21 protein-coding genes are annotated in these 23,419 nt (G+C 36.9%); 3 read left to right on the top strand and 18 right to left on the bottom strand.

From position 1 onward, the window contains the following. Positions 1–12: 12 nt before the first annotated feature. The 13 genes from floA to hemW form a co-directional block, all read right to left on the bottom strand. Positions 13–999: a flotillin-like protein FloA gene (floA, locus tag MKX96_RS08670; protein ID WP_340885935.1), complete on the bottom strand. Its 987-nt coding sequence runs from the start codon at positions 997–999 to the stop codon at positions 13–15. An 11-nt stretch (positions 1,000–1,010) separates the two neighbouring features. Continuing rightward, positions 1,011–2,339 (bottom strand): NfeD family protein, encoded by a 1,329-nt coding sequence (locus MKX96_RS08665; protein WP_445678183.1) that lies wholly within the window; start codon positions 2,337–2,339, stop codon positions 1,011–1,013. A gap of 467 nt (positions 2,340–2,806) precedes the next feature. After that, the gene (locus MKX96_RS08660) at positions 2,807–3,790 is read right to left on the bottom strand and encodes a phosphotransferase enzyme family protein (RefSeq protein WP_340883209.1); all 984 of its coding nucleotides are present in this window, start codon (positions 3,788–3,790) and stop codon (positions 2,807–2,809) included. A gap of 367 nt (positions 3,791–4,157) precedes the next feature. Then, positions 4,158–4,331, bottom strand: a complete 174-nt coding sequence (gene rpsU, locus MKX96_RS08655) for a 30S ribosomal protein S21 (protein WP_004227078.1) — start codon at positions 4,329–4,331, stop codon at positions 4,158–4,160. A gap of 113 nt (positions 4,332–4,444) precedes the next feature. Further along, positions 4,445–5,116: a deoxyribose-phosphate aldolase gene (gene deoC, locus MKX96_RS08650; protein WP_169358060.1), complete on the bottom strand. Its 672-nt coding sequence runs from the start codon at positions 5,114–5,116 to the stop codon at positions 4,445–4,447. A gap of 169 nt (positions 5,117–5,285) precedes the next feature. After that, positions 5,286–6,626, bottom strand: coding sequence for a tRNA (N(6)-L-threonylcarbamoyladenosine(37)-C(2))-methylthiotransferase MtaB (gene mtaB / locus MKX96_RS08645; protein ID WP_340883208.1), 1,341 nt, complete (start codon positions 6,624–6,626; stop codon positions 5,286–5,288). A 15-nt stretch (positions 6,627–6,641) separates the two neighbouring features. Continuing rightward, positions 6,642–7,382, bottom strand: coding sequence for a 16S rRNA (uracil(1498)-N(3))-methyltransferase (locus MKX96_RS08640; protein WP_298472890.1), 741 nt, complete (start codon positions 7,380–7,382; stop codon positions 6,642–6,644). 13 nt (positions 7,383–7,395) lie between these two features. Continuing rightward, entirely contained in the window at positions 7,396–8,340 is a 945-nt protein-coding gene (prmA, locus tag MKX96_RS08635) for a 50S ribosomal protein L11 methyltransferase (protein WP_340883207.1), read from the bottom strand. Positions 8,341–8,353: 13 nt separating this feature from the next. Continuing rightward, the gene (gene dnaJ, locus MKX96_RS08630) at positions 8,354–9,475 is read right to left on the bottom strand and encodes a molecular chaperone DnaJ (RefSeq protein WP_251555586.1); all 1,122 of its coding nucleotides are present in this window, start codon (positions 9,473–9,475) and stop codon (positions 8,354–8,356) included. A 152-nt stretch (positions 9,476–9,627) separates the two neighbouring features. Further along, positions 9,628–11,457 (bottom strand): molecular chaperone DnaK, encoded by a 1,830-nt coding sequence (dnaK, locus tag MKX96_RS08625; protein WP_169358055.1) that lies wholly within the window; start codon positions 11,455–11,457, stop codon positions 9,628–9,630. 87 nt (positions 11,458–11,544) lie between these two features. After that, positions 11,545–12,126 (bottom strand): nucleotide exchange factor GrpE, encoded by a 582-nt coding sequence (gene grpE / locus MKX96_RS08620; protein ID WP_340883206.1) that lies wholly within the window; start codon positions 12,124–12,126, stop codon positions 11,545–11,547. Positions 12,127–12,143: 17 nt separating this feature from the next. Beyond that, entirely contained in the window at positions 12,144–13,181 is a 1,038-nt protein-coding gene (hrcA, locus tag MKX96_RS08615) for a heat-inducible transcriptional repressor HrcA (RefSeq protein WP_340883205.1), read from the bottom strand. Positions 13,182–13,277: 96 nt separating this feature from the next. Further along, entirely contained in the window at positions 13,278–14,411 is a 1,134-nt protein-coding gene (gene hemW / locus MKX96_RS08610; protein ID WP_340883204.1) for a radical SAM family heme chaperone HemW, read from the bottom strand. A gap of 256 nt (positions 14,412–14,667) precedes the next feature. Here hemW and MKX96_RS08605 point away from each other — a divergent pair, with 256 nt between their 5' ends. Next, positions 14,668–15,000 carry a DUF3889 domain-containing protein gene (locus MKX96_RS08605; RefSeq protein WP_340883203.1) on the top strand — a complete coding sequence of 111 codons (333 nt, stop codon included), beginning with the start codon at positions 14,668–14,670 and terminating at the stop codon, positions 14,998–15,000. A 462-nt stretch (positions 15,001–15,462) separates the two neighbouring features. Here MKX96_RS08605 and lepA read toward each other — a convergent pair whose 3' ends face one another. The 3 genes from lepA to gpr form a co-directional block, all read right to left on the bottom strand. Then, complete coding sequence (lepA, locus tag MKX96_RS08600) at positions 15,463–17,292, bottom strand: translation elongation factor 4 (protein WP_169358050.1); 1,830 nt, start codon at positions 17,290–17,292, stop codon at positions 15,463–15,465. A 61-nt stretch (positions 17,293–17,353) separates the two neighbouring features. Then, the gene (gene spoIIP, locus MKX96_RS08595; RefSeq protein WP_340883202.1) at positions 17,354–18,208 is read right to left on the bottom strand and encodes a stage II sporulation protein P; all 855 of its coding nucleotides are present in this window, start codon (positions 18,206–18,208) and stop codon (positions 17,354–17,356) included. 54 nt (positions 18,209–18,262) lie between these two features. Beyond that, positions 18,263–19,273 carry a GPR endopeptidase gene (gpr, locus tag MKX96_RS08590; RefSeq protein WP_340883201.1) on the bottom strand — a complete coding sequence of 337 codons (1,011 nt, stop codon included), beginning with the start codon at positions 19,271–19,273 and terminating at the stop codon, positions 18,263–18,265. Positions 19,274–19,432: 159 nt separating this feature from the next. Here gpr and rpsT point away from each other — a divergent pair, with 159 nt between their 5' ends. Beyond that, positions 19,433–19,681: a 30S ribosomal protein S20 gene (rpsT, locus tag MKX96_RS08585; RefSeq protein WP_169358047.1), complete on the top strand. Its 249-nt coding sequence runs from the start codon at positions 19,433–19,435 to the stop codon at positions 19,679–19,681. A 193-nt stretch (positions 19,682–19,874) separates the two neighbouring features. On the opposite strand, the gene holA is transcribed toward rpsT, so the two are convergent. After that, positions 19,875–20,879, bottom strand: a complete 1,005-nt coding sequence (gene holA, locus MKX96_RS08580; protein ID WP_340883200.1) for a DNA polymerase III subunit delta — start codon at positions 20,877–20,879, stop codon at positions 19,875–19,877. Between the two features lie 154 nt (positions 20,880–21,033). Between holA and MKX96_RS08575 the strand changes: the two genes are divergently transcribed. Then, a complete protein-coding gene (locus MKX96_RS08575) occupies positions 21,034–21,168 on the top strand; it encodes a YqzM family protein (RefSeq protein WP_169358045.1) in 135 nt (44 codons plus the stop codon). A gap of 50 nt (positions 21,169–21,218) precedes the next feature. Here MKX96_RS08575 and MKX96_RS08570 read toward each other — a convergent pair whose 3' ends face one another. Then, complete coding sequence (locus MKX96_RS08570) at positions 21,219–23,369, bottom strand: DNA internalization-related competence protein ComEC/Rec2 (protein ID WP_340883199.1); 2,151 nt, start codon at positions 23,367–23,369, stop codon at positions 21,219–21,221. Between the last annotated feature and the right edge of the window lie 50 nt (positions 23,370–23,419).

Here is a 23,419-nt window from a genome sequence, read left to right as displayed (position 1 = left end):
TCTAAGCTAATACTAGTCTTTCAACTCATCCGTTGAAGGCTTGTCATTTCCTACCTTGCTAATTGAGTCTCTCATACCAGTGTCCGCTTTGATGTTGTTATAATTCATATAATCCATGACTCCCATATTACCTTCACGAAGTGCTTCAGCCATTGCGCGAGGAATCTCTGCTTCAGCTTCAACTACTTTAGAACGCATCTCTACAACTTTAGCTTTCATCTCTTGCTCAGATGCTACAGCCATTGCACGACGTTCTTCCGCTTTAGCTTGCGCAATTTTCTTGTCAGCTTCAGCTTGCTCCGTTTGAAGCTCTGCCCCAATGTTTTTGCCGACATCAACGTCCGCAATATCAATCGACAGAATTTCAAATGCAGTACCAGAGTCTAATCCTTTAGATAAAACTGTTTGTGAAATTAAATCTGGATTTTCTAATACACGTTCATGACTTACACTAGAACCAATTGTACTTACAATACCTTCACCAACACGGGCTACGATTGTTTCTTCACCAGCACCACCGACTAAACGATCGATATTGGCACGAACTGTAATACGAGCTTTTGCTTTTACTTCGATCCCATTCATTGCCACACCAGCGATAAACGGTGTTTCAATAACTTTAGGATTAACAGACATTTGTACTGCTTCTAATACGTCACGACCTGCTAAGTCAATAGCAGCTGCACGTTCAAACGTCAACTCGATGTTTGCACGATGTGCAGCGATTAATGCATTAACAACACGGTCAACATTACCACCTGCTAAGTAATGGCTTTCTAATTGATTGATCGTTACATTTAATCCAGCCTTATGTGCTTTAATAAGCGGGTTTACGATACGTGACGGAATTACTCGACGTAACCTCATCCCTACTAATGTGAAAATACTAATTTTAACTCCTGCAGCCAATGCTGAAATCCAAAGTGCTATCGGGAAAAATGTTAAAAATACCGATAACAATATGAATGCAATGACAATAATAACTATAGTACCAATCATGCCTCCAGTAATCATTGTGTTGCCTCCCCTTCTCTTGCTTCTCGAACGACAATTCGAGAGCCTTCCACCTTGATAATTACTACTTTCTTATCTTTGCCGATAAAACTACCATCAGATACCGCATCGATACGTTCATTCTCAATACGTATAGTCCCTGAAGGTCTAAGCTGTGTCATTGTCTCTGCTATTTTCCCAACTAAATCTAAACGATTTTGATTAGAAACATACCCTTGTTCAGTAGTAGTAGCATCTGTCAAAATCATTTTATTCAACAACCTCACTCTTTTACCAAAGAATTTCACAATAATCACCATTCCTAATATAGCTACTGTTATTGCAATTAAAACAGCAACACTCATGTAAAAAAGATTACCACCTGCTAATATTATACTAAATAAAACAGCTGCTAAACCTATTATACCAATAATACCTCCCGGCACAAAAAATTCAGCGATAATTAATATAATACCTATTACCAGTAAAATAATGGATTCATACCCTGCCAACCCTGCTACAAGATGCCCGTAAAAGAAAAGACCTAACGATAGTAATCCGACCGATCCAGGAAGTCCAAAACCTGGAGAATATAACTCCAGTACCAAACCTAAGCTTGCAAGAGATAATAAAATCGGCACTACTACTGGATTTGTCACAATTCTTGCGAGCGTTTCTACAAAGGCTTGCTCTATTTCTACTACTTTTGCACCTTCAAGACCACTCTCTACCAACAACTTATCAAACGTAGCAACCGTACCCTCGGAATAACCTACTTCTATGGCCTCATTTGCTGAAAGCGTTAACAATTCTCCGTTTCCCGCTCGTAGCTGAGGGAGATCGACAGATTCATCAGCCATTGCCTGAGCATAAATAGGATTCTTTCCTGTTCTTTCCGCTGCATTTATCATTTTAGCCTTCCACGCACTAGTTGCTTTCATGTCAGCAGCATTTCCGGCACTATCAATCACAGCGGCAGCTCCTATGGAACCATTGGGTGACATATAAATCTCATCTGTGTGTAGTGCTAAATATGCACCTGCTGATAATGCCTCTGAGTTAATATAGGCTATTTTACGAATGTCAGTCGAATCTAACAAATTCACGATACTCTCTGCAGAATTTACAAACCCTCCTGGCGTGTTTATATCGAAAATGATGGCATCTGCTCCTGCTTCCTCCGCTTCCTTTATAGAGCGTTTTAAAAAAGCATACAAACCATTCTCTACTTCCTTATAAACAGGAACTTTATAGACTAACTTGGAGTCTGCAGAAAAAGTCGGAATCACTACAGCAAAAGCGGCAAGTAACAAGCAAAAAGATATAAATAGCCGCGCTAATTTCACACTTAAACCTCCCTTCATCTATATGTATATTATTGTTTACGGATGAAAATCTTAAAAGTTTCATTTTATTAAGAAAAATATTTTGATTATGAGATATTTTTTTATATTCATGTCAATGGAATTAGAGATATTATAGAAGGCCACTGAAATACCAAAAAAATTAAGAACAGCCGACCCCTCTCTAATACTTTTGGTTGACTACTTCATTCATTTTAAATTGTATGGAGTATAGACTTAATACCTGCTGCAAGCGAATAAAACGTGATTGAAAAAAATGCCCAGGCATAAAAGCCTGGGCATTTTCATTGTTTTTTATACTGTCAATTCTGCTGCTATTTATATGCTATGCTAGTACAATTGTTTGTAACGTTTTCGCGTTTTCTCTCCATCAACCCCGCAAGCATAATGTCCAGTCTCTTTTTTCTATTCATTTGTACTAAAGCATCCCTTTATATACCATATTGTATTTACCATGGCTTTTGAAAGGACATTCTTAAATCATCTGTCACACGCATTAACTTTCCCCTTAATCCATCATACCAAGACGGAGCATCAATGATGACTTCATGATCTAGTGAACTCAATAACTTGTAGAATTTATATAAATTCGCATATCTTTGAAACCGTGGAAATTGAGCCACTATATCATTTTCTAGATTCATTTTGGAGCGATAACCATTCAAAAAAGACTGCATTAATACTTTTGAAGAAGGATTTTCCTCGCCAATAAAATCATCAAGGGCTGTTACAATATCAATCGCATACCAATGGTATATAGCATCATCAAAGTCGATTACATTAAAACAATTTCTTTTCTCTTCAAAAAAGATATTATCCAGCTGGAAGTCATAGTGTATGAGTCCAAACGTATCATTATCCGACGGTAGCGATTGAAGCCATGAGGTAACTCTATTTAGCTCCTCTAGGGCAATACAATCAGCAGGATGCTTTTGAAAAATACCTTTCATGAGATCCACTGTGTCCAACCAACTTTTTCTTCTTACAAATTCAGGCTCGAATTTTTTCGACAAAGTGTGTAGTGAGCCAAGTGATTCTCCCCACTCCTCCATCTGTATTTCAGTAATATCATCCGGATCCAGGTTAATTCCATTTGCTTTACTAAAGACAACTGCCATATACGTTCCTTCAGGTGCCATTAGTGTTTCAATTAATTCTCCATTCTTTGAACGAATTGGTACGACAGATGGAAAACCATTTAAGGATAAGTATTGCATATAATCTAACTCAGCTTTTAATTGGTCCATAGTTTTATCCTGTTCTAAATTAAATCGCAAAAAATATTGAATTTCATTTTGTTTAAAAGCATATACAAAGTTTGAACTTGCGCGCCATAGTTCTAATGAACCCTCATCATTTCCCCAAAATTCAACGAGGTTTTGGGCCACCGTATTTGAAGCTAATACGTGTACCATGTTTTCTAAATTCATCATCTTTAATTTTTCCTCCCATTACCTTGAGAGGTTTATACCCTAGTTAAGAAGTAATACCTCTCATTAGTATGCTCTTTTGAATTTTCTTCATTTTCAATATGTCACCCCTTCCAGAAGTTTCGGCCATAAGAATTCATAGCCAGGTATCTTCTAAATTCTATATATAATTACAAATCCCTCTTTTACTCAAAAAAACAAAAAAAGCACTCGAACGATGATCGTTCGAGTGCTCAGTATATTACATACAGCTAATCTCTTTTAAACTATAAATTAAAATAAACCGAGAAAATAAATTTTCTCGGTTTACATAATTGTAAATGTTAATCATACAGTACGTGTTTTGAACGTAGGGATGGTTGGGATTAAATTACCACTTACGTTTACGTGCAGCTTCTGATTTCTTTTTACGTTTCACGCTTGGTTTTTCATAAAACTCGCGCTTTCTAACCTCTTGAATTGTACCACTTTTAGATACAGTACGTTTGAAGCGGCGAAGAGCATCTTCAAGCGATTCGTTTTTGCGAACGACAGTTTTTGACATCTCTCTTTCCCTCCCTCCGAACACACGTCAGTACATAACCAAGTGTTATGTACTAAAAAATTATACCGTATATTATAGACTTGGTCAATACTTTGGTTTTAAATATTCACCAATTAATAATCTGACTTACTTTCTAAGCCATTTACAATATCTACACCAGAACTTGCACCTATTCTAGTAGCTCCTGCTTCAACCATAGCTTCTAAATCAGCAAGACTTCTAACTCCTCCAGAAGCTTTCACACCTAGCTCAGGACCTACTGTTTCGCGCATTAATTTAACTGCTTCGACAGTTGCTCCTCCAGTTGAAAATCCAGTAGAAGTTTTGACAAAATCTGCCCCAGCTAATTTAGATAGTTCACTAGCTTTAGCTATTTGCTCATTTGTTAATAAACAAGTTTCTAAAATTACTTTTACAATAGCTTTTCCTTTAGCTGCTTGTACTACTGCTTCAATATCCTTTTGAACATAATCAAAATCGCCGTCTTTTAAAGCTCCAACGTTTAAAACCATGTCTATTTCATCTGCACCTTTTTCAATAGCATCCGTAGTTTCAAATGCTTTTACTTCACTAGTGCTAGCCCCTAGTGGGAATCCGATTACTGTACATACCTTAACCGGTGAGTCTTTTAATAGAGAAGCACTTAAGCTAACCCAAGTCGGATTAACGCAAACAGATGCAAATACATGTTGTTTTGCTTCCCCACAAAGTTTTTCAATTTGATTTTTAGTCGCATCTTGTTTTAATAACGTATGATCTATAAGTGCTGCTATATTATTTGTCATTTTAAAATCTCCTTCTTAGTTGTACGTACCTCTTAATATTACTAGTAAACATAAGAAAAGCCAAGCAACTATGTTTCTTCCAACAAAAAAAAGGAAGTAACATGGGTGCACTTGCCTTTAATGCCCCCCTTGTCTTTCCTTTTTCATGTAAAAAAGCTAGTGACCTAAGTCAAACTAGCTCTTTTACTTCTTCTAACACACGAACAAATTGACCAATATTTTGAGGATAGCCTGCTCGCGTTATTTTTACTCTTACTAATTTTCCGATCAGTTCTTCAGAGCCTGGTATAGCAACTTTTAAGTAATTATCCGTATAGCCTTCTACCATGGTTTCTCCCGTTTCTGAAGTGATAACTTCCTCTGGGATGATTTCCAGAACTTCTCCCTCGAAGCGAGATGCATATTCTACTGCCAGTTGATCATTCAAAGTAATAAGTCGGTGTACTCGTTCGTTTTTAATTTCTTCATCCACTTGATCTTCCATTCTAGCGGCAGGGGTACCTGTACGTTTTGAGTATGGGAAAACATGTAGTTCAGAAAATTTTTGATCACGAATAAAGCTATATGTTTCCATAAATTCTTCTTCAGTTTCTCCCGGGAATCCTACAATCACATCTGATGTAATTGCCAAATCAGGAAGTGCATCTCTTAAACGGTCTAAGCGATTCGCAAAAAATTCCATTGTATATTTTCTACGCATTCTTTTTAGAACAGTATCTGAGCCTGACTGAATTGGTATGTGTAAATGTCTTACAACTATATTCGATTGCTTTAAAACATCGATTACTTCATCTGATAGCTGACTAGCTTCTATTGAACTAATTCGAAGACGTTTAAGTCCCTTTACATTTGTTTCAATATCTCTTAATAGTTGAGCAAGATTATAATCCTTTAAATCTTCTCCGTATCCACCAGTATGTATACCAGTCAAGACGATTTCTAGATAACCAGCATCAACTAACTGTTGTGCTTGTCTAACTACTTCTTGTGGGTCTCGGGATCTCATCAAGCCACGTGCCCAAGGAATGATACAAAAAGTACAGAAATTGTTACATCCTTCTTGTATTTTAAGAGAAGCACGTGTACGGTCAGTAAAAGCAGGTACATCCAGCTCTTCATATACACGATTTTTCATAATGTTTCCTACCGCATTAATAGGTTTACGCTCCATTTTGTATTGTTCAATGTAACCAAGCATTTTTGTACGCTCTTGGGTACCAACGACAATATCAACACCAGGAATCGCCATTATTTCTGCAGGAGAGGTTTGTGCGTAACAGCCGGTAACACAAATAACAGCATCAGGGTTTTGACGAATAGCTCTTCGTATAACCTGTCTACTCTTTTTATCACCAGTATTTGTTACAGTACATGTATTAATTACATAAACGTCTGATTTTTTTTCAAAGTCTGTACGTTCATAACCATTTTCTTTAAATAGTTGCCAAATGGCCTCTGTTTCATAATGGTTTACCTTACAGCCTAATGTATGGAATGCAACGGATGACATATCCTTACACCTCTTTCATTCATATTCATAGGAAATAGCAGCAAGCGCATATAACGGCGCAGTTTCAGTTCTTAATATTCTAGGACCAAGTGCAATGGGTTGAAAATCATTGTCTAAAAGTTGCTTAACCTCATGTCTATCTAGTCCACCTTCCGGACCAAAAACAATAAGTATCGATTGTTTATCATACACCTTTTTTAATTGGTCAGCAAACTTTTGTCGCTCAGTTAATTTTGCATCCTCTTCATCAGCAACAAATTTAACGTCATATTGCTTAGAGACTTCTATTAGGTCTTTCAAGCTCTTAGGACTATGTATGTGAGGAATAGATGAGCGATGGGACTGTTCCGCCGCTTCTTTTGCAATCTTTTGCAGTCTTGCTATTTTTTTCTCGTTTTTTTGCTTGTCCCATTTCACGATAGAGCGCTTTGCTTCAAAAGGAAAGAGGGAATGCATACCAAGTTCAGTGGCCTTCTGTGTGATTAGTTCTAGTTTGTCACCTTTTGGTAATCCACAGGCAATAGAAACTTTAATTGGCATTTCATTTGTTTTTAATACTTTTTCTTTTGTTTCTAAAATGACTTCTTTGCTAGTTCCAGAAAGAATAGTCATAATATACGTTTCTTTAGCGGCTACTATATACACTTCATCACCAGGTGACATGCGCATCACTTGAATCATATGATGCGCATCGTCTCCAAGTATTTTTATAGTAGAATTCTCATCTAACGGTTTTTCTGTAAAATAACGTTGCAAGACAACTACTCCTTTACTTAACAGGCTTTCTTGAAATGATAGTTACCCAATCTTCCATCATCATTATTTCATCTATTTCAAAACCAGAATTTTGAAGAGCAGTTTTCACATCATCTTTTTTAGTCGAAATTATTCCAGAAGTTATGAATTGCCCACCAGGCTTAACAATAGTATAAGCATCATCGGTAAATGTCATAATGATTTCAGCTAAAATATTGGCAACAACTATATCTGCTTGTTCTGTAATATTGTCTAATAGATTACCATGAGTAACTTTTACAATATCGCTCACTCTATTGATCGCAATGTTTTCTTGTGCAGATCTTACTGCCACTTCATCTAAATCAAGTGCGTGAACTGTAGCTGCCCCTAGTTTAGCTGCTCCAATAGATAACACACCAGAACCAGTGCCTACATCGACAACTGATAGGTTGGGCTTCACTGTTTTTTCAAGTGCCTGCAAGCACATAACGGTAGTAGGGTGTGTCCCTGTGCCAAACGCCATACCTGGATCTAACTCAATAATTAATTCATCAGAGTTCACTCTATTATATTCTTCCCAAGTAGGAACAATTGTAAATCTGTTAGAGATTTTAACTGGGTGATAATACTTTTTCCATGCAGTCGCCCAATCTTCTTCGTCTACTTCGGTTACGGTAATAATATTATGTCCAAGGTCTATATTAAAATTTAGTAAGTTGTTGATCGCAAGTTTGATCTCTTCCACCGTTTCTAATAGAAAGCTTGTTTCAGCCAAATAAGCTTTAATACGCACTCCGTCTACTGGAAAATCATCTGGATTTAAGCTGTAGATCTCTCCAAAAACATCTTCTCTATCTCTAGCCAACTCTTCTGAATCCTCAATTACTACTCCACTAGCACCAGCTTCATGCAAAATATTGCTTACTGCTTCCACTGCCTCATTAGTAGTATGAATGGATAGCTCAGACCATTTCACTTGCTCCAACTCCTTATTCGCCTTTTATCGTTCTCTTGATTTTGTCAAATAATGTACTACCTTGCTCTTCCGGTATATCACCGCTGATTTCTGCAAACTCACGTAATAATTGTTTTTGTTTTTCAGTCAATTTCTTAGGCGTGATTACTTTTACGATTACATGCTGATCTCCCATGCCATAGCCATGCACATTTTTTACGCCTTTTCCTTTAAGACGGAATTTAGTAGAAGACTGCGTGCCCGCTGGAATTTTTAATTTTACTTTTCCTTGGACAGTTGGAATTTCTACTTCATCCCCAAGTGCCGCTTGTGCGAATGTCAAAGGTAATTCGTAATAAATATCGTCACCATCACGTTCAAATCTTGGATCAGCTTTCACTCTAAATACAACGTATAGATCTCCTGCTGGACCACCATTTACCCCTGGTTCACCTTGACCGCTAACACGTAATTGTTGACCATCATCTACACCCGCTGGAATAGTGATTTTGATCTTCTTGCGTTTATTAACTGTTCCATTACCATGACACGTTGAACATTTGTCTTTGATAATTTTCCCAGTTCCTTCACAATAATTACATGCTCGTTTCGTTTGAATTCTTCCGAAAGGAGTATCTTGTGTAACATTAACTTGGCCGTTTCCGTTACAGTGTGTACATTTTTCTGGATGTGTGCCTTTTTTAGCTCCAGTACCATTACACGTATCACAAGTTTCTTCTTTAGCCACTTCAATCTCTTTTTCCATACCAAATACTGCTTCTTCAAATTCTATAGTCATAGAGTACTGAAGGTCGTTTCCTTTTCTAGGAGCATTCGGGTCACGACGACGCGAACCTCCTCCTCCAAAGAACGAGCTGAAAATATCTTCAAATCCAAATCCATCCGCGCCACTAAACCCGCCACCAAAACCTTGGTTAGGTCCTGCATGACCAAATTGATCGTATTGTGCACGTTTTTGATCGTCGCTTAATACTTCATATGCTTCTGAAATTTCCTTAAATTTATCTTCAGCGTTAGCATCCTTATTGATATCTGGGTGATACTGTTTAGATAATTTGCGATACGCCTTTTTTATCTCATCTCCAGAAGCTCCCTTGGCTACTCCAAGGACTTCGTAATAATCACGTTTGCTCATAGTTCACTCTCCTGCTCTGTTAACTTACACATAAAGATAATTGTAACATGGATAAATTCCTAATAGCAAAACAAATAGCGTATTTCTCCAATGCTACTAATTACATGGAAAAAGCCAAAGCCGAAAACGGTCTTTGACTTTTCCTGTTGACATTACTTGTCTTTATCGTCCTTTACTTCTTCAAACTCTGCATCGACTACACCGTCATCAGATGGCCCGTCTTCTTGTTGTCCGTTAGCCGCTGCATCCGCTTGTGCTTGTTCATAAAGCTTCATAGTCAACTGTTGAACGATTTCGTTTAATTTATCTTTTTTCGCTTTAATATCTTCTAAATTTCCAGCTTCTAGAGCTGCTTTTAACTCTTCTTTTGCATCTTCAGCAGATTTTTTCTCATCGTCTGAAACTTTGCCTTCCAAATCTTTCAGTGTTTTTTCAGTCATAAACACTAATTGGTCCGCTTCATTCTTAACTTCTGCTTCTTCTTTGCGAACTTTATCGGCGTCAGCATTTGCTTCCGCTTCTTTTACCATACGTTCAATTTCTTCATCAGATAAAGATGAATTAGATTGAATTGTAATTGTTTGCTCTTTTTGTGTTCCAAGATCTTTCGCCTTAACATTTACGATACCATTTTTGTCGATATCAAACGTTACTTCGATTTGTGGTACTCCACGAGGTGCTGGTGGAATATCCGCAAGTTGGAAACGACCTAGCGTTTTATTGTCAGCTGCCATTGGTCGCTCACCTTGTAATACATGGATATCTACTGCTGGTTGGTTATCAGCAGCTGTTGAGAAAGTTTGAGATTTAGAAGTTGGTATGGTTGTATTACGTTCAATTAACTTCGTAAATACTCCGCCCATTGTTTCAATACCTAAAGAAAGTGGTGTTACGTCTAAAAGTACTACGTCTTTTACGTCACCAGTTAATACTCCACCTTGTACTGCTGCTCCCATTGCTACTACTTCATCTGGGTTAACACCTTTATGTGGCTCTTTACCTGTTTCTTTTTTAATCGCTTCTTGTACAGCTGGAATACGTGTAGATCCACCAACTAAGATAACTTTATCAATTTGTGAAGAAGATAATCCAGCATCTTTTAATGCTTGACGAGTTGGAACCATTGTACGCTCTACTAAATGAGCTGTTAAATCATCGAATTTAGCACGAGTCATTGTAACTTCTAAGTGAAGTGGACCTGCCTCACCAGCAGTGATAAATGGTAATGAGATTTGTGTTGAAGTAACACCTGAAAGATCTTTTTTAGCTTTTTCAGCAGCATCTTTCAAACGTTGCACTGCCATTTTATCTTTAGAAAGATCAATACCGTTATCCTTTTTAAACTCTTGTACTAGGAAATCCATAACTACTTGGTCAAAGTCATCCCCGCCAAGACGGTTGTCCCCAGCTGTAGCTAGTACTTCAAATACGCCATCTCCAAGTTCAAGAATAGATACGTCAAAAGTACCTCCACCTAGATCATAAACAAGGATTTTTTCATCGTGATCCATTTTATCTAAGCCGTAAGCTAGCGCTGCAGCAGTAGGTTCGTTAATGATACGCTCAACTTCTAGACCCGCAATACGTCCAGCATCTTTTGTAGCTTGGCGTTCTGCATCATTAAAATATGCAGGAACAGTGATTACTGCTTTTGTAACTTTTTCTCCAAGGTATTCTTCTGCGAAACCTTTTAAATATTGAAGGATCATTGCTGATACTTCTTGTGGAGTATAGTCTTTTCCTTCAGCACTTACTTTTTCGCTAGTTCCCATTAAACGTTTAACAGAAGAAATTGTATTTGGGTTTGTAATAGATTGACGTTTAGCTACTTCCCCAACCTGTTTTTCGCCATTTTTAAAAGCTACTACAGATGGAGTCGTACGATTTCCCTCTGGATTTGGAATTACTTTTGGCTCTCCGCCTTCTAGTACAGATACACATGAGTTTGTTGTTCCTAAGTCAATACCGATAATTTTTGACATACAATTTTCCTCCTAATAAATACTGTTATATGCAATTTATATTATAACTGGCAACCTAATGGACACCAATAAAAATCAGTTTATATTTTATTCGTTTACTTTTACCATTGCTGGTCTAAGAATTCTATCCTTCAGTTTGTAGCCTTTTTGTAGTTCTTGAAGAACAATACCTGAATCTTGGTTTTCGTCTTTTTCCTGCATAACTGCATGATGAAAATTTGGATCAAAAGGTTTCCCCTCTGACTCAACTGATTCCAATCCTTCTTTTTCAACAGCTGCTACAAGAGAACGATAAACCATATCTACACCCTTAGTTAAAGAAATCGCTTCTTCAGATGTAGCTTCAACAGCAAGTGCTCGTTCTAAGTTGTCTAATACAGGTAAAAGATCGCTAAGTAAAGATTGGGCACGATATTTATAGTCTGCTTCTTTATCCTTTTGAACACGACGTTTGTAGTTTTCAAAGTCAGCACGCAGTCTTACTGTACGATCTTGTTCTTCTTCTAATTGCTGTTTCAAAAGAGTTAGCTCGTCTACTTCTTCTACTTCAGTAGCTTCTTCTGATACATCTGCTTCTTTAGTTTCGTTAGTTTCTTCAGTTACCATCTCTTGTTCTGCTGATTCTTCTTCCGTCGATACATCTTTTACTTCTTCTTTTTGATTTTCCATTTAGCAGCAACTCTCCTTTATTCGTGTTGACCTCGTAATATTCTAGACAACTCTCTAGATAAGTCCCCACTCATTACATCCAACAAAGATACTACACGTTTGTAATCCATTCTCGTGGGACCTATGATGGCAATAGAACCACTTTGTTCTTCTCCAATATCATAAGAAGCTGTGATTATACTGCAATTATCCATTCCAAATTGGTTATTCTCAGAACCAATACTGATATTGATGCCTTTTTTGTTCAAATGGAAAAGTCCAGGGAATTCATTGACGTGTTCCATCCAATACATAATGCTTTTTGCTTTTTCCACATCATTAAATTCAGGCTGGCTTAACAATTGCATTTTTCCACCATAGTACACTTTATCCTCATGCTCGATTATCATCGCTTGGTTTAAAGAACCAAGAAGGTCATTTAACCGACCGTTATTCTGACGTAAGACGAACTGAGTGACAGCTTCTAACTTCATTTGTAGCTCGTGTAAATATACACCAACTAAATGTTCGTTTATGATATTGACCATCTTTTCAATATCAGAAGCAGAAAAGGCCTCAGGAATAGAAAAAACTCGATTCTCAACATGACCACTGTCCGTAACGATTATAGCTACTGCCGAATCGTCTGTAAGAGGAACGATTGAAAATCTTTTGACTCGATGCTTTCTCACATCTAAGCCTAACATAATAGAGGTATAGCTCGTTAGTTCAGACAAAATATTAGCTGACTTTCGAATTATTTGCTCCGTCTCAACCTTTCTTTCTTCGAAAACAGAACGAATTTGTTTAATCTCTTCTTTTGAAACCATTTGTGGAGTTAGTAAGTTGTCTACATAGTAACGATAGCCTTTTTCTGATGGCACACGGCCAGAAGAGGTGTGAGTCTTTTCTAAATAACCCATATCTTCTAAATCTGCCATTTCGTTTCGAATCGTAGCAGGACTAAACGGTACTTCCTCCTTTTTCGAAAGTTGACGAGATCCAACTGGCTGAGCGGTATCAATAAAATCATCTACCGTTACTTGCAATATTAATAATTGCCTGTTAGTTAGCATGATTATCACCTCTGTTAGCACTCATCTGTAGAGAGTGCTAATACTCATATAAAACTTATCAAATCTAAAGAAAACTGTCAACGATTATGCGCCAAATTATTTAAGGAAATATTGAAATACTTCATTACCTACAAAACGTCCTCGAGTTGTAAGGAAAATGTGGTCTTCTTCTAAAGCCACAAGCTCTTTATGAATTAGCTCTTTGATTTCTTTACCGTATACCTCATGTAAGGTCTTGCTGTATTTTTGTTCGAAGACGGTTAAAGAAACTCCTCTGTTTTTTCGAAGACCTAAAAACATTTCTTCTTCCATTTTCTCTTCATAAGTAACCTCTTTTTGCATCATAATAGGCTTTTCACCTAAATCTAGCTGCTGCATATACTTTTTAAGAGGACCATGATTAGAATATCGTATTCCATTTACATAGCCATGGGCACCAGCCCCTAATCCAACATATTCGTCATTGTTCCAATATAAAAGATTATGCTCGGAGGCTTTTCCCTCATGAGAAAAATTACTAATCTCATATTGGTGATATCCGTTCGCTTTCATTTCATCCATTAAGAATCCATACATTTCAGCTTCTAAATCTTCACCTGGTAATGATAATTTCCCTTTTGAAAGAAGGTTATAGAATATGGTCTTAGGCTCAACTAGTAACGAGTATGCAGAGATATGAGGTATCTTCAGCTTAAAAGCCTCTTGGAGGGATTCCTTCCATTGCTCCATCGTTTGATTTGGCAATCCATACATTAAATCAATGCTTATAGAGGGGAAATTTGTTTCCTTCGCATATTCAATTACTTTATATACATGTTCATTGGAATGGGTTCTACCTAATATTTTTAACAAGTCTTGATTGAAAGTTTGCACTCCCATGCTTAATCTATTCACACCAAATTTTCGCATGAGCTGCATTTTTTCCAGGGTAAGCTCATCTGGATTAGCTTCTGATGAGAACTCCTTTACATGATCCAGTGGGATATGCTCTTGGATAAGTGTTAACAACCGATCTAACTGTTCAAGTGATAAAGAAGTTGGAGTTCCTCCACCAAGAAAAATAGTTTCTATATGACCTTTCGATAAGTCGTCTTTCCAAAGAGCCATTTCTTTTCCTAAAGACTCAATATACTCATCTACTGGCTGATTATGAAAATAGAATTTATTAAAATCACAATAATTACATATTTGATGACAAAAAGGGATGTGTATATATACTCCGCGTACCATTTATAAGCCTTCTTTCTACGTTCTTTTATAAATACGAAGAAGGAGGCAAATAGTGCCTCCTTCTCCTAGTTATTTATCAAGCATCAAATATTGCACTAATTTGAATACTGTTTTCCGTAATTACCTACATAAATTATAGCTTATAATTCATGTTCCTTCAAACTATTGAAATTACACAGGGTTTTCCGATTTATTTATTAAGTTGGAATGATTTTAAGCAAGATAACCATCTTAAAGAAAAGGAGATGGTATGAAGATGATCAAAAAAGTGTTTATAGCCATAGGTATATGTATGTTAGCAACCACTGTGTCCATGAATATGTATTCAAGCACATATGCTCAAGACCAAGTTCCAGCATATGCGAAATGGGGAAAGCTAGCGGTAAAGGAGACACAAACTAAATATCCAAATGCGACTATTATTGACTACTTGCATATAGGAAGTGAAACAAAAGAGGATTCAACCATTGAAAGGTTTAAATTGTGGATGAAGGATGGCAATAAGGAATTTGGAGTTTTTATAAATATTAAATATACAACGGTAACAGGTAAATTAGTTAATATTGAATTTCAGGAAACTTCTCGATAATAAGAAAAGCGAAACCGCCTATGTCTGCCCCGACAGGCAAATGGAGAAAAGCGAGGAGGCAGTTCCTCAGCCACCGGAGCTTTTATCCATTTGACCCCGAGGAGCAAGGCGGTGGAGCTAGACATCAAGAAAAGCGCAACCGCCTATCCCTGCCCCGACAGGCAAATGGAGAAAAGCGAGGAGGCAGTTCCTCAGCCACCGGAGCTTTTATCCATTTGACCCCGAGGGGCAAGGCGGTGGAGCTAGACATCAAGAAAAGCGCAACCGCCTATCCCTGCCCCGACAGGCAAATGGAGAAAAGCGAGGAGGCAGTTCCTCAGCCACCGGAGCTTTTATCCATTTGACCCCGAGGGGCAAGGCGGTGGAGCTAGACATCAATTTATCAACAGGTCCGAGTTTTATAATTTCCTAAACAAATAAAAGCCATGGAGGGTTTAAAAACTTCTCCATGGCAAACTAAATTTATTTATTCGGCTCATCCATCTTAAGGACTGCCATAAACGCTTCTTGAGGTACTTCTACAGAACCTACTTGTTTCATACGTTTTTTACCTTCTTTTTGTTTTTCAAGAAGTTTACGTTTACGTGAGATATCTCCCCCGTAACATTTAGCTAAAACGTTTTTACCCATAGATTTGATAGTAGAACGTGCAATAATTTTTTGTCCGACTGCTGCTTGAACTGGTACCTCAAACTGCTGTCTCGGAATTAGTGCTTTCAGCTTCTCAACAATCAGCTTCCCGCGCTCGTATGCAAAATCTCTGTGCACGATAAAGCTTAAAGCATCTACTTTTTCCCCGTTCAATAAAATATCCATCTTTTGTAGTTTAGATTCCTTGTAACCGATAAGTTCGTAGTCAAAGGAAGCATAACCCTTAGTGCTGGATTTTAATGAATCAAAGAAATCATAGACGATCTCGGATAGTGGAATTTCATAGATAATATTTACACGAGCAGAAGATAAATAATCCATTGTGATGAAGTTACCACGCTTACGTTGGCAAAGCTCCATAACAGATCCAACATAATCCTCTGGAACCATGATAGAGGCTTTAACATAAGGCTCCTCTATTGCGTCTACCTTTTGAACGTCTGGCATCATAGAAGGATTATCAACTTTTAAAGTCTCTCCACTAGTCAACTTTACATTATAGATAACGCTTGGTGCTGTCGTAATAAGATCAATTTTAAATTCACGCTCGATACGTTCTTGAATAATCTCCATATGGAGCAATCCAAGGAAGCCACAGCGATATCCAAAACCTAGGGCTTGGGAAGATTCAGGTTCAAACTCTAGTGCAGAGTCATTTAGCTGCAGTTTTTCTAATGCATCTCGAAGATCATTATATTTAGAGTTATCAATTGGGTACAATCCACAGAACACCATTGGATTCATCTTACGGTAACCCGCTAATGCCACTTGTGCCGGATTATTCGCCAAAGTAATAGTATCCCCAACACTCGAATCGCCAACATCCTTCATAGAGGCTGTTAAGAAACCAACATCTCCGACAGTCAATTCATCACGTTGAGTAGTTCTAGGTGTGAAGACCCCTGTTTCTACAACATCAAATTCTTTGCCCGAGGACATCATTTTAATGCGATCTCCAGGTTTTACGGTTCCTTGCATAATTCGAATATAAACAATTACACCACGGTATGGATCAAATAATGAGTCAAAAATCAATGCTTCTAAAGGTGCTTCTGGATCACCAGTTGGCGCAGGAACTTTTTCCACGATTTGCTCTAAAATTTCTTCTATACCAATACCAGCTTTTGCTGAGGCATGAACAGCTTCTGAAGCATCTAAACCAATTACTTCTTCCACTTCTTTTTTTACACGCTCTGGATCAGCTGCAGGTAAATCAATTTTATTGATAACTGGTAAAATCTCTAAATCGTTATCTAATGCAAGATAAACGTTAGCTAACGTTTGTGCCTCAATTCCTTGTGCAGCATCAACAACTAAAATAGCACCTTCACAGGCTGCTAAGCTTCTAGATACCTCATAAGTAAAATCGACATGTCCAGGAGTATCGATTAAATGGAAAATATATTCTTCCCCATCTTGTGCCAAATACTTTAGCTGAACTGCATTTAATTTAATTGTAATTCCACGTTCTCTTTCAAGATCCATAGAGTCTAACAATTGGTCTTTCATTTCTCTAGATGTTAACGTCTTTGTTTTTTCTAAAATACGGTCAGCAAGCGTTGACTTCCCATGATCTATATGGGCGATTATAGAAAAGTTTCGTATCTTTTTCTGTCGTGCCAGTCTCTCTTCATTATTCATGCTTGTTCACTCCTAATTAAACTATTATGAATTATAGCAGTGAACAAGCGATACATCAATGTTAGGATGCATTTTGTTGATCAAAAACATTTGAAACTGCTTTCGCTAAGATTGCAATTGTCCTATTTAGTTCGACTTCTGTACTGTCAATGCCACCTAATTCAATAAGTATAGTGTTTTTATTTAGGTCTTGATTGTAGACTCCATCTACACCTTTTCCAGTTTTCAAGAAAACGCCTCTTGATATACCTGGCACTATTGTATTCATTTGTTCCGATAGTTTGTTAGCTAGTTGCTCATTCCATTTATAGTTCGCATGCTCGCCGCCTACAACAAGCATGATTTTTGCATAGCTCTCTTCTCCAACTTTTAACGTAGTCACTTTTGCTTTTGCAGAGTCTCGGTGAATGTCTAGTACAATATCATAATTGTTTTGAGATAAGGCTTTCTGGACTAGAGGTCTAACCGAGTGATAATCTTTTGTACCATGTGGATTGTCGCTTGTTAGAAAATCAGTTTCTACATTATGAAAAGCAAACTGAGCAGTAATTTGCTCTTGAAAATTAGTAATATTTTTTTCTGGATGATAGATTTCAATTTTTTCTCCGCTGGCAGCTAATATTGGTTTAAAAGCTTCTTGCCAATGGGTAAAGTACACGAAAGCTTTTCTTGGCGGTTGCAAAATTTCTGCTACCGGATCGGCTTTAGCTTCCGTTTCAGTTTCAGTTTCGGTCTCAGTTACCGGCGGTGTTTCAATTTGTGCCGCATAAACAACCGGGATATCCTCTTTTTTCTTTTCTACTGCTTTTTCAGTTGTTGCGTCCATGCTTAGAGGTGTTTGGACTGTTGCAATAATAATAGGCGCCAAAAATAAGAGTAATAAAATCGTAGTTAGCTTCTTTAACGTATTAGTCATAGGTTCCACTCTCCTCACACAATCGTATGAGAAGAGAAGGATTTTTAGAACGACCTATTTACTTACAAGCCAGGTTTCAATACCCGTAGAAAGCATGTAAGCATACTGTTCCACCCATAAATCTGTTTCCTTTGGCGTAACAAATAAGGATGGATTTTTTCCAACAAATACTTCCTCAAATAATTTTCTTTTTTCATCAGTTGACCAGCCAACCCATTCACCAAAGATAGGCTGAAGGACTTTTTTATCAATGTTCGTCTTATTAGAAACCATAGGAGTAACTGCTAAGGCAGAGGAAGGTTTCCCTTTTTCCTCTACACGTGCTGCAACATGATGAATAACCTGCTCTACCGCATCTGCATATAACACAGGTCCATCTACCACCATAGGTATACCAATTGCAGTAACCGGCACATTATATACCTCTTTAGAAATTTCCTTACGCTGGTTACCTACTCCTGACCCTGGATGAATACCTGTATTAGTTATTTGGATTGTCTTACATAAACGTTCGCTATTCCTTGCAGCAAGAGCATCCATCACTATTATTAAATCAGGTTGAAATGCTTCACTAATCGCACTAACAAAATCGCTAGTTTCGAAACCAGTCTGACCAGTAACACCCGGCGCATACATAACTACCTTTACTCGTTCATTGTTGGTCAAGGATGAATTTTGAAGATACTCGATTGCCTTGGGACCAATTGCATCAGGAGTAATAGTTGCATTTCCAAGTCCAATGATTAATATTTTAGATTGATCTGTGAGTTTAATATCTTGATGCATATTCCGAAGATGGTCGACAAAGGCCCTGGCAATATTCTCAAAGCTCTTCTCATCATCTGGACTTAAGGTTAGATCAGTCAAGGTAATGTATTTCCCTTGTTTTTTACCTATTTGTTTCTCCCCTTCTGCATCCACTTCGATCGATGTAACCAATACGGCTCCATTCCTTGATTCCTCAAATTTTATACCTTTTGATTTTGCCAATGTATCTTTTTGATTTTCCGATCGATGCTTTACCATTTCATCCGATTCATCGATTAAATCAGTTCTTCCCCACATAATTATCACCTCTGAAATAGTTTGTTCAAAGTGTCAAGTAAATATTCTTTGCATTTATATATTGCAATTTGTTTTTTCGTTTGTTAAAATAATGCTTGTTGTATAAATTCAGTTACCAACAAAATGTATCATCTCAGACCTTACTAGGAGGTGAAAGGTATGCCAAACATTAAATCTGCAATCAAACGTGTTAAGAAAAATGAGACTTTAAACACTCAAAATGCAAAGGCAAAATCAGCTATGCGTACTGCTGTCAAAAAAGCTGACACTGCTGCACTTAATAACGATGAAAACGCAAAAGAACTTATTAAAACTGCGATTCAACAAGTTGAAAAAGCAGCTTCTAAAGGTTTAATTCATAAAAACGCAGCTTCTCGTAAGAAAGCTCAATTAATGAAAAAAGCGTAAATAAAAAAGACTGTTCCGATGTCAAACTCGGTCAGTCTTTATTTTTTTTCATTAAATCATATTTTCTAAGAAGTTTCAGGAATAGAAAAAGAGCTTGGAAAACTATTTCCAAGCTCTCTATTAATTTTCTCTTAAAATAATTCCTTATACTCCCCTGTCGAACTCACATGTTAATCTTTCAAACCAAATGCCATTATTTTAACAAAAATAATTCAAGAATACGGTCTCTATTTGTATTCAATGACTTTAACTGCAAATCTACTGTAGCCAAGTCATTTAATGTATTTAAGAGCTTTTCCTCTTGATGTAACAATGGATTGTCGAATAACAATTTCACTCTGTAAGGGTGCACCTTCAATTGGGTCGCAATTTGTTGCGCATGATAGCCTTTTTTCTTTAGATGACTCACCTGAATCATTAATCGCACTTGAGAAGCGATCAAGGCATTTAGCTTCAAAGGATCTTCCTTACGCTTAAGTAAATCATGATAAATCGCCATTGCTTCACTCTTTCGTCCAGATAAATACGCGTTCCCTAAAGTGAAAACGTCCTCCTCTAGCGTTCTGACAAGTAAAGATTTGACGGTATCTGCATCAATCTCATTCTCTTCTCCGATATATGTCGAAATTTTAGCGATTTCTGTTCTTAGGTGAACTAAATTTGTTCCTCCACTTTCAATTAGTCGTTCAATACCTTCATCTGTAATCGTTTTTCCTTCATTTGAAACTTCATGTAACACCCAGCTTTTTAAGTCATGAATTTGTAGACCCGCAGCTTCGATCACATTTGCTGTTTGCTTTATAGCCTTTGTTATCTTTTTGCGTTCATCCAGCTTTTCATAAGGTGCTACAAACACAACAACGGCAGTAGAAGAAGGATCTTTAAGCCAATTTTCTAGTAGAGCTGTATCGTGAACAATTTTTTCTTTGCCTTTTTCCAAGGCTTTTAAGAAAAATGCATTTTTTGCGATTATTAACTTTTTCTCAGAGAAAAAAGGAAGTGTGTCTGCCTCGTAAATGACATGTTCAATATTTTTTTCCTCTAAATCGAAGTAAATGACTTCTGCCTCTCCATCTTCTTCGAGTTTATTCTTTAATTTTTTTATTGTTTCTTCGATAAAATAAGCTTCCGTGCCATATAATAAATAGACGTTTGATATTTTACCGTTAGAGATTTGCATCCATTTTTCTGAAATCATTTTGAATCTCCTTGCTCATCATTAGTATATTTATTATAACGCAATTGTAGTGAAAACTTTGTGACATTATGTATTAATAGTGAAAAAGAAAAGTTTGTGTGTAGATTTTTTTTGCGCTATCCTATATAATTATGTGGAAATAGGAGGGGTAACAATGAATGAGTTTGAACAAAATGTACAGTCGAAGCGTAATGACGCTATCGATTCTGGCGTAGGTTTTGTAGTCTCCTTTGGATTTTTTACAATTATGTTTGTAATTGCAGTAGTTATTGAGTTTCTTGCTCGATAATTCATGAGAAGGGTTTTGTCTAGTATATAGACAAGACCCTTTTCTCTATTCTAATGTGGAAAAATAGTTACTTCCCCTTTTTTCGTTATTATAACCTCAATAGACCCATCCTTCCCTGTTTGAAAATAGGGTATGTCCAATTTGTTAAGACGCTCTACAACTTCAGGGTGCGGATGTCCATAACGGTTATTCAACCCGGCAGAAACTATGGCAAATTTAGGATTAGCTCTCTCCAAAAAAAGCTGCGTACTAGAAGTTTTACTTCCATGGTGGCCAAGCTTAAGTATGGTTTGTCCCTCAATCTGCTTGGAATACTCTGTAGCTAACACTTGCTCTCCTTTGCTCTCTAAATCTCCTATAAACAACCCTTTAAAATATGCATTTTCCATAGAAAGCACTAAAGAATCATCATTCCCTTCATAGTTTACATCCTTTGGATATAAATAAATAAGCTGATAATAGGACGACTCAATCACTTCTCCCGCCCCTTTCTCAAAAACTGAGATTCTTTGCTTATTAATTTCTTCTCTTAAATCTGTCATAGCATCTTCCTCATAAGAACCTGGAGTAATATGTACTTCCTCAACTTTTATCTCTTGAAGAATTTCCTCTGCTCCCTCCATATGGTCTGCATCGGCGTGAGATAAAATCATTACGTCAATTTTACTGATACCTCTCCCTTTTAAAAAAGGGACGACGACTTGTCTACCAACCTCATACATATTTTTGTTTTCCATCCATTCTTCCTGATCAAATCTTAATAAACCACCAGCATCAATTAAAATAACCTTCTCCCTTTTCGGCATTTCGATAAGAATAGAGTCCCCTTGCCCTACGTTTAAATAAGTTATTCTAGTCTTAGTATCAAAATAGGGAGATAAATGGAGTATAACGATTGGTACAAAAAGAATGCAGAGTGATAGAGAAACCTTAGATTTGTTCTCTACTAAAATGAAAAAAGTAAAAATACTTATATAAGCCATCACGACTAACCAAAGCTCAGGCTGTCCAGGATTCCACATTTGAAATGGCAATGCACCTAAAAAAATGATGAAATCATCTAGCCAAATTCGTAGTGGCTCATAGATTCGAAAGATAATATTGCTGATTATGGGAGAAAGAAAAGTCAACGGGAGCATAAAAATATTAATTGGTAGTATAACAAATGAAAATAGAGGAACAAACAAAAGGTTGGCTAAAAAAGAAGAAAGAGAAATCTCATAAAATTGATAGATTAAGAGAGGGTATACCATCAGCTGACAAATAGCTGTAATAAGAAAGGACTGAGCTAAAGGATTTTTGCTTAATCTTAACAAGCTTGAGGAAAATATAAGTGAAAAGGCAGCTAAGTAGGATAATTGAAAGCCTGTTTGATAAACAACCCAAGGAGAGTAAAACAAAAATAAAATGAAACTTAAAGAAAATGCATCTGAAATGATTAACTTATTTTTTATTAGACTACTGATCAACAAAATTTCTGTTACAGAAACAGCTCTCCACACCGAGGGAGCTCCTCCAGCAATAAATCCGTATAAGGGTAATGCTAAAATTAGAAGCCAATTTGCGGTTTCTCTTCTCACACCTAGACGTACCATTACTTCATAGAGCAACATAACTACTAATGCCACATGTAAGCCAGAGATTGCAAATAAGTGAGTGATACCTAGGGTGAGATATGCATCCTGAAGTTCTAGAGGCATACTTTCTCTGCTCCCTATTAGTAAAGCTTCTGCTTCGGCTTGGAGGCTTGCTGGAAAAGTAAGTTGAATATGCTGCTTTAGTTTGAAGCGTTGTTTAGCCATATAAGTACTAAATCCAGTCTTCAAAGTTAACATGTTATATTCTTCAACGTCTATTTGACCAATAGCCCCATGACTCTTTATATACTTTTCTATGTCAAAAGCATATTTATGAGAAGCTGGTTTTCCTATAGCCTTATCCACATTAACTTGTAGCTCCATACCAGTTAAAGAGTTATTAGAAAAGTAGTCTTTATCGTCTTCGTTTAATATTTTTAGCTGAACATACCACTTTTGGTTTGTATCTGAAGTAGCAAAGCCTCTTATAAATCTTCCGTTAATACGATAGTTATCCGTCCAAGTAATCGTTTTTACGTCGTTATGTTCGACCTTTTCTGGATTTATATGATCTACATAAAAAAAAGTAAAGAAGCCTATAGAAATAATAGTAATAGTTAACATTAACGAAATTTGCCTATAAATAAACCAACAGAATAATAGTACGAACAAGA

It is taken from the genome of Psychrobacillus sp. FSL W7-1493, from assembly GCF_038004905.1.
In the GTDB taxonomy this organism is placed as follows: domain Bacteria; phylum Bacillota; class Bacilli; order Bacillales_A; family Planococcaceae; genus Psychrobacillus.
This window is presented reverse-complemented; position numbering and strand designations above follow the sequence as displayed.

Coding starts and splice junctions, on each gene's coding strand:
- floA (WP_340885935.1), bottom strand. CDS start 999: ATGATTGGTACTATAGTTATTATTGTCATTGCATTCATATTGTTATCG.
- MKX96_RS08660 (WP_340883209.1), bottom strand. CDS start 3,790: ATGATGAATTTAGAAAACATGGTACACGTATTAGCTTCAAATACGGTG.
- rpsU (WP_004227078.1), bottom strand. CDS start 4,331: ATGTCAAAAACTGTCGTTCGCAAAAACGAATCGCTTGAAGATGCTCTT.
- deoC (WP_169358060.1), bottom strand. CDS start 5,116: ATGACAAATAATATAGCAGCACTTATAGATCATACGTTATTAAAACAA.
- mtaB (WP_340883208.1), bottom strand. CDS start 6,626: ATGTCATCCGTTGCATTCCATACATTAGGCTGTAAGGTAAACCATTAT.
- dnaJ (WP_251555586.1), bottom strand. CDS start 9,475: ATGAGCAAACGTGATTATTACGAAGTCCTTGGAGTAGCCAAGGGAGCT.
- dnaK (WP_169358055.1), bottom strand. CDS start 11,457: ATGTCAAAAATTATCGGTATTGACTTAGGAACAACAAACTCATGTGTA.
- grpE (WP_340883206.1), bottom strand. CDS start 12,126: ATGGAAAATCAAAAAGAAGAAGTAAAAGATGTATCGACGGAAGAAGAA.
- hrcA (WP_340883205.1), bottom strand. CDS start 13,181: ATGCTAACTAACAGGCAATTATTAATATTGCAAGTAACGGTAGATGAT.
- hemW (WP_340883204.1), bottom strand. CDS start 14,411: ATGGTACGCGGAGTATATATACACATCCCTTTTTGTCATCAAATATGT.
- MKX96_RS08605 (WP_340883203.1), top strand. CDS start 14,668: ATGATCAAAAAAGTGTTTATAGCCATAGGTATATGTATGTTAGCAACC.
- lepA (WP_169358050.1), bottom strand. CDS start 17,292: ATGAATAATGAAGAGAGACTGGCACGACAGAAAAAGATACGAAACTTT.
- spoIIP (WP_340883202.1), bottom strand. CDS start 18,208: ATGACTAATACGTTAAAGAAGCTAACTACGATTTTATTACTCTTATTT.
- gpr (WP_340883201.1), bottom strand. CDS start 19,273: ATGTGGGGAAGAACTGATTTAATCGATGAATCGGATGAAATGGTAAAG.
- rpsT (WP_169358047.1), top strand. CDS start 19,433: ATGCCAAACATTAAATCTGCAATCAAACGTGTTAAGAAAAATGAGACT.
- holA (WP_340883200.1), bottom strand. CDS start 20,879: ATGATTTCAGAAAAATGGATGCAAATCTCTAACGGTAAAATATCAAAC.
- MKX96_RS08575 (WP_169358045.1), top strand. CDS start 21,034: ATGAATGAGTTTGAACAAAATGTACAGTCGAAGCGTAATGACGCTATC.
- MKX96_RS08570 (WP_340883199.1), bottom strand. CDS start 23,369: ATGTTAACTATTACTATTATTTCTATAGGCTTCTTTACTTTTTTTTAT.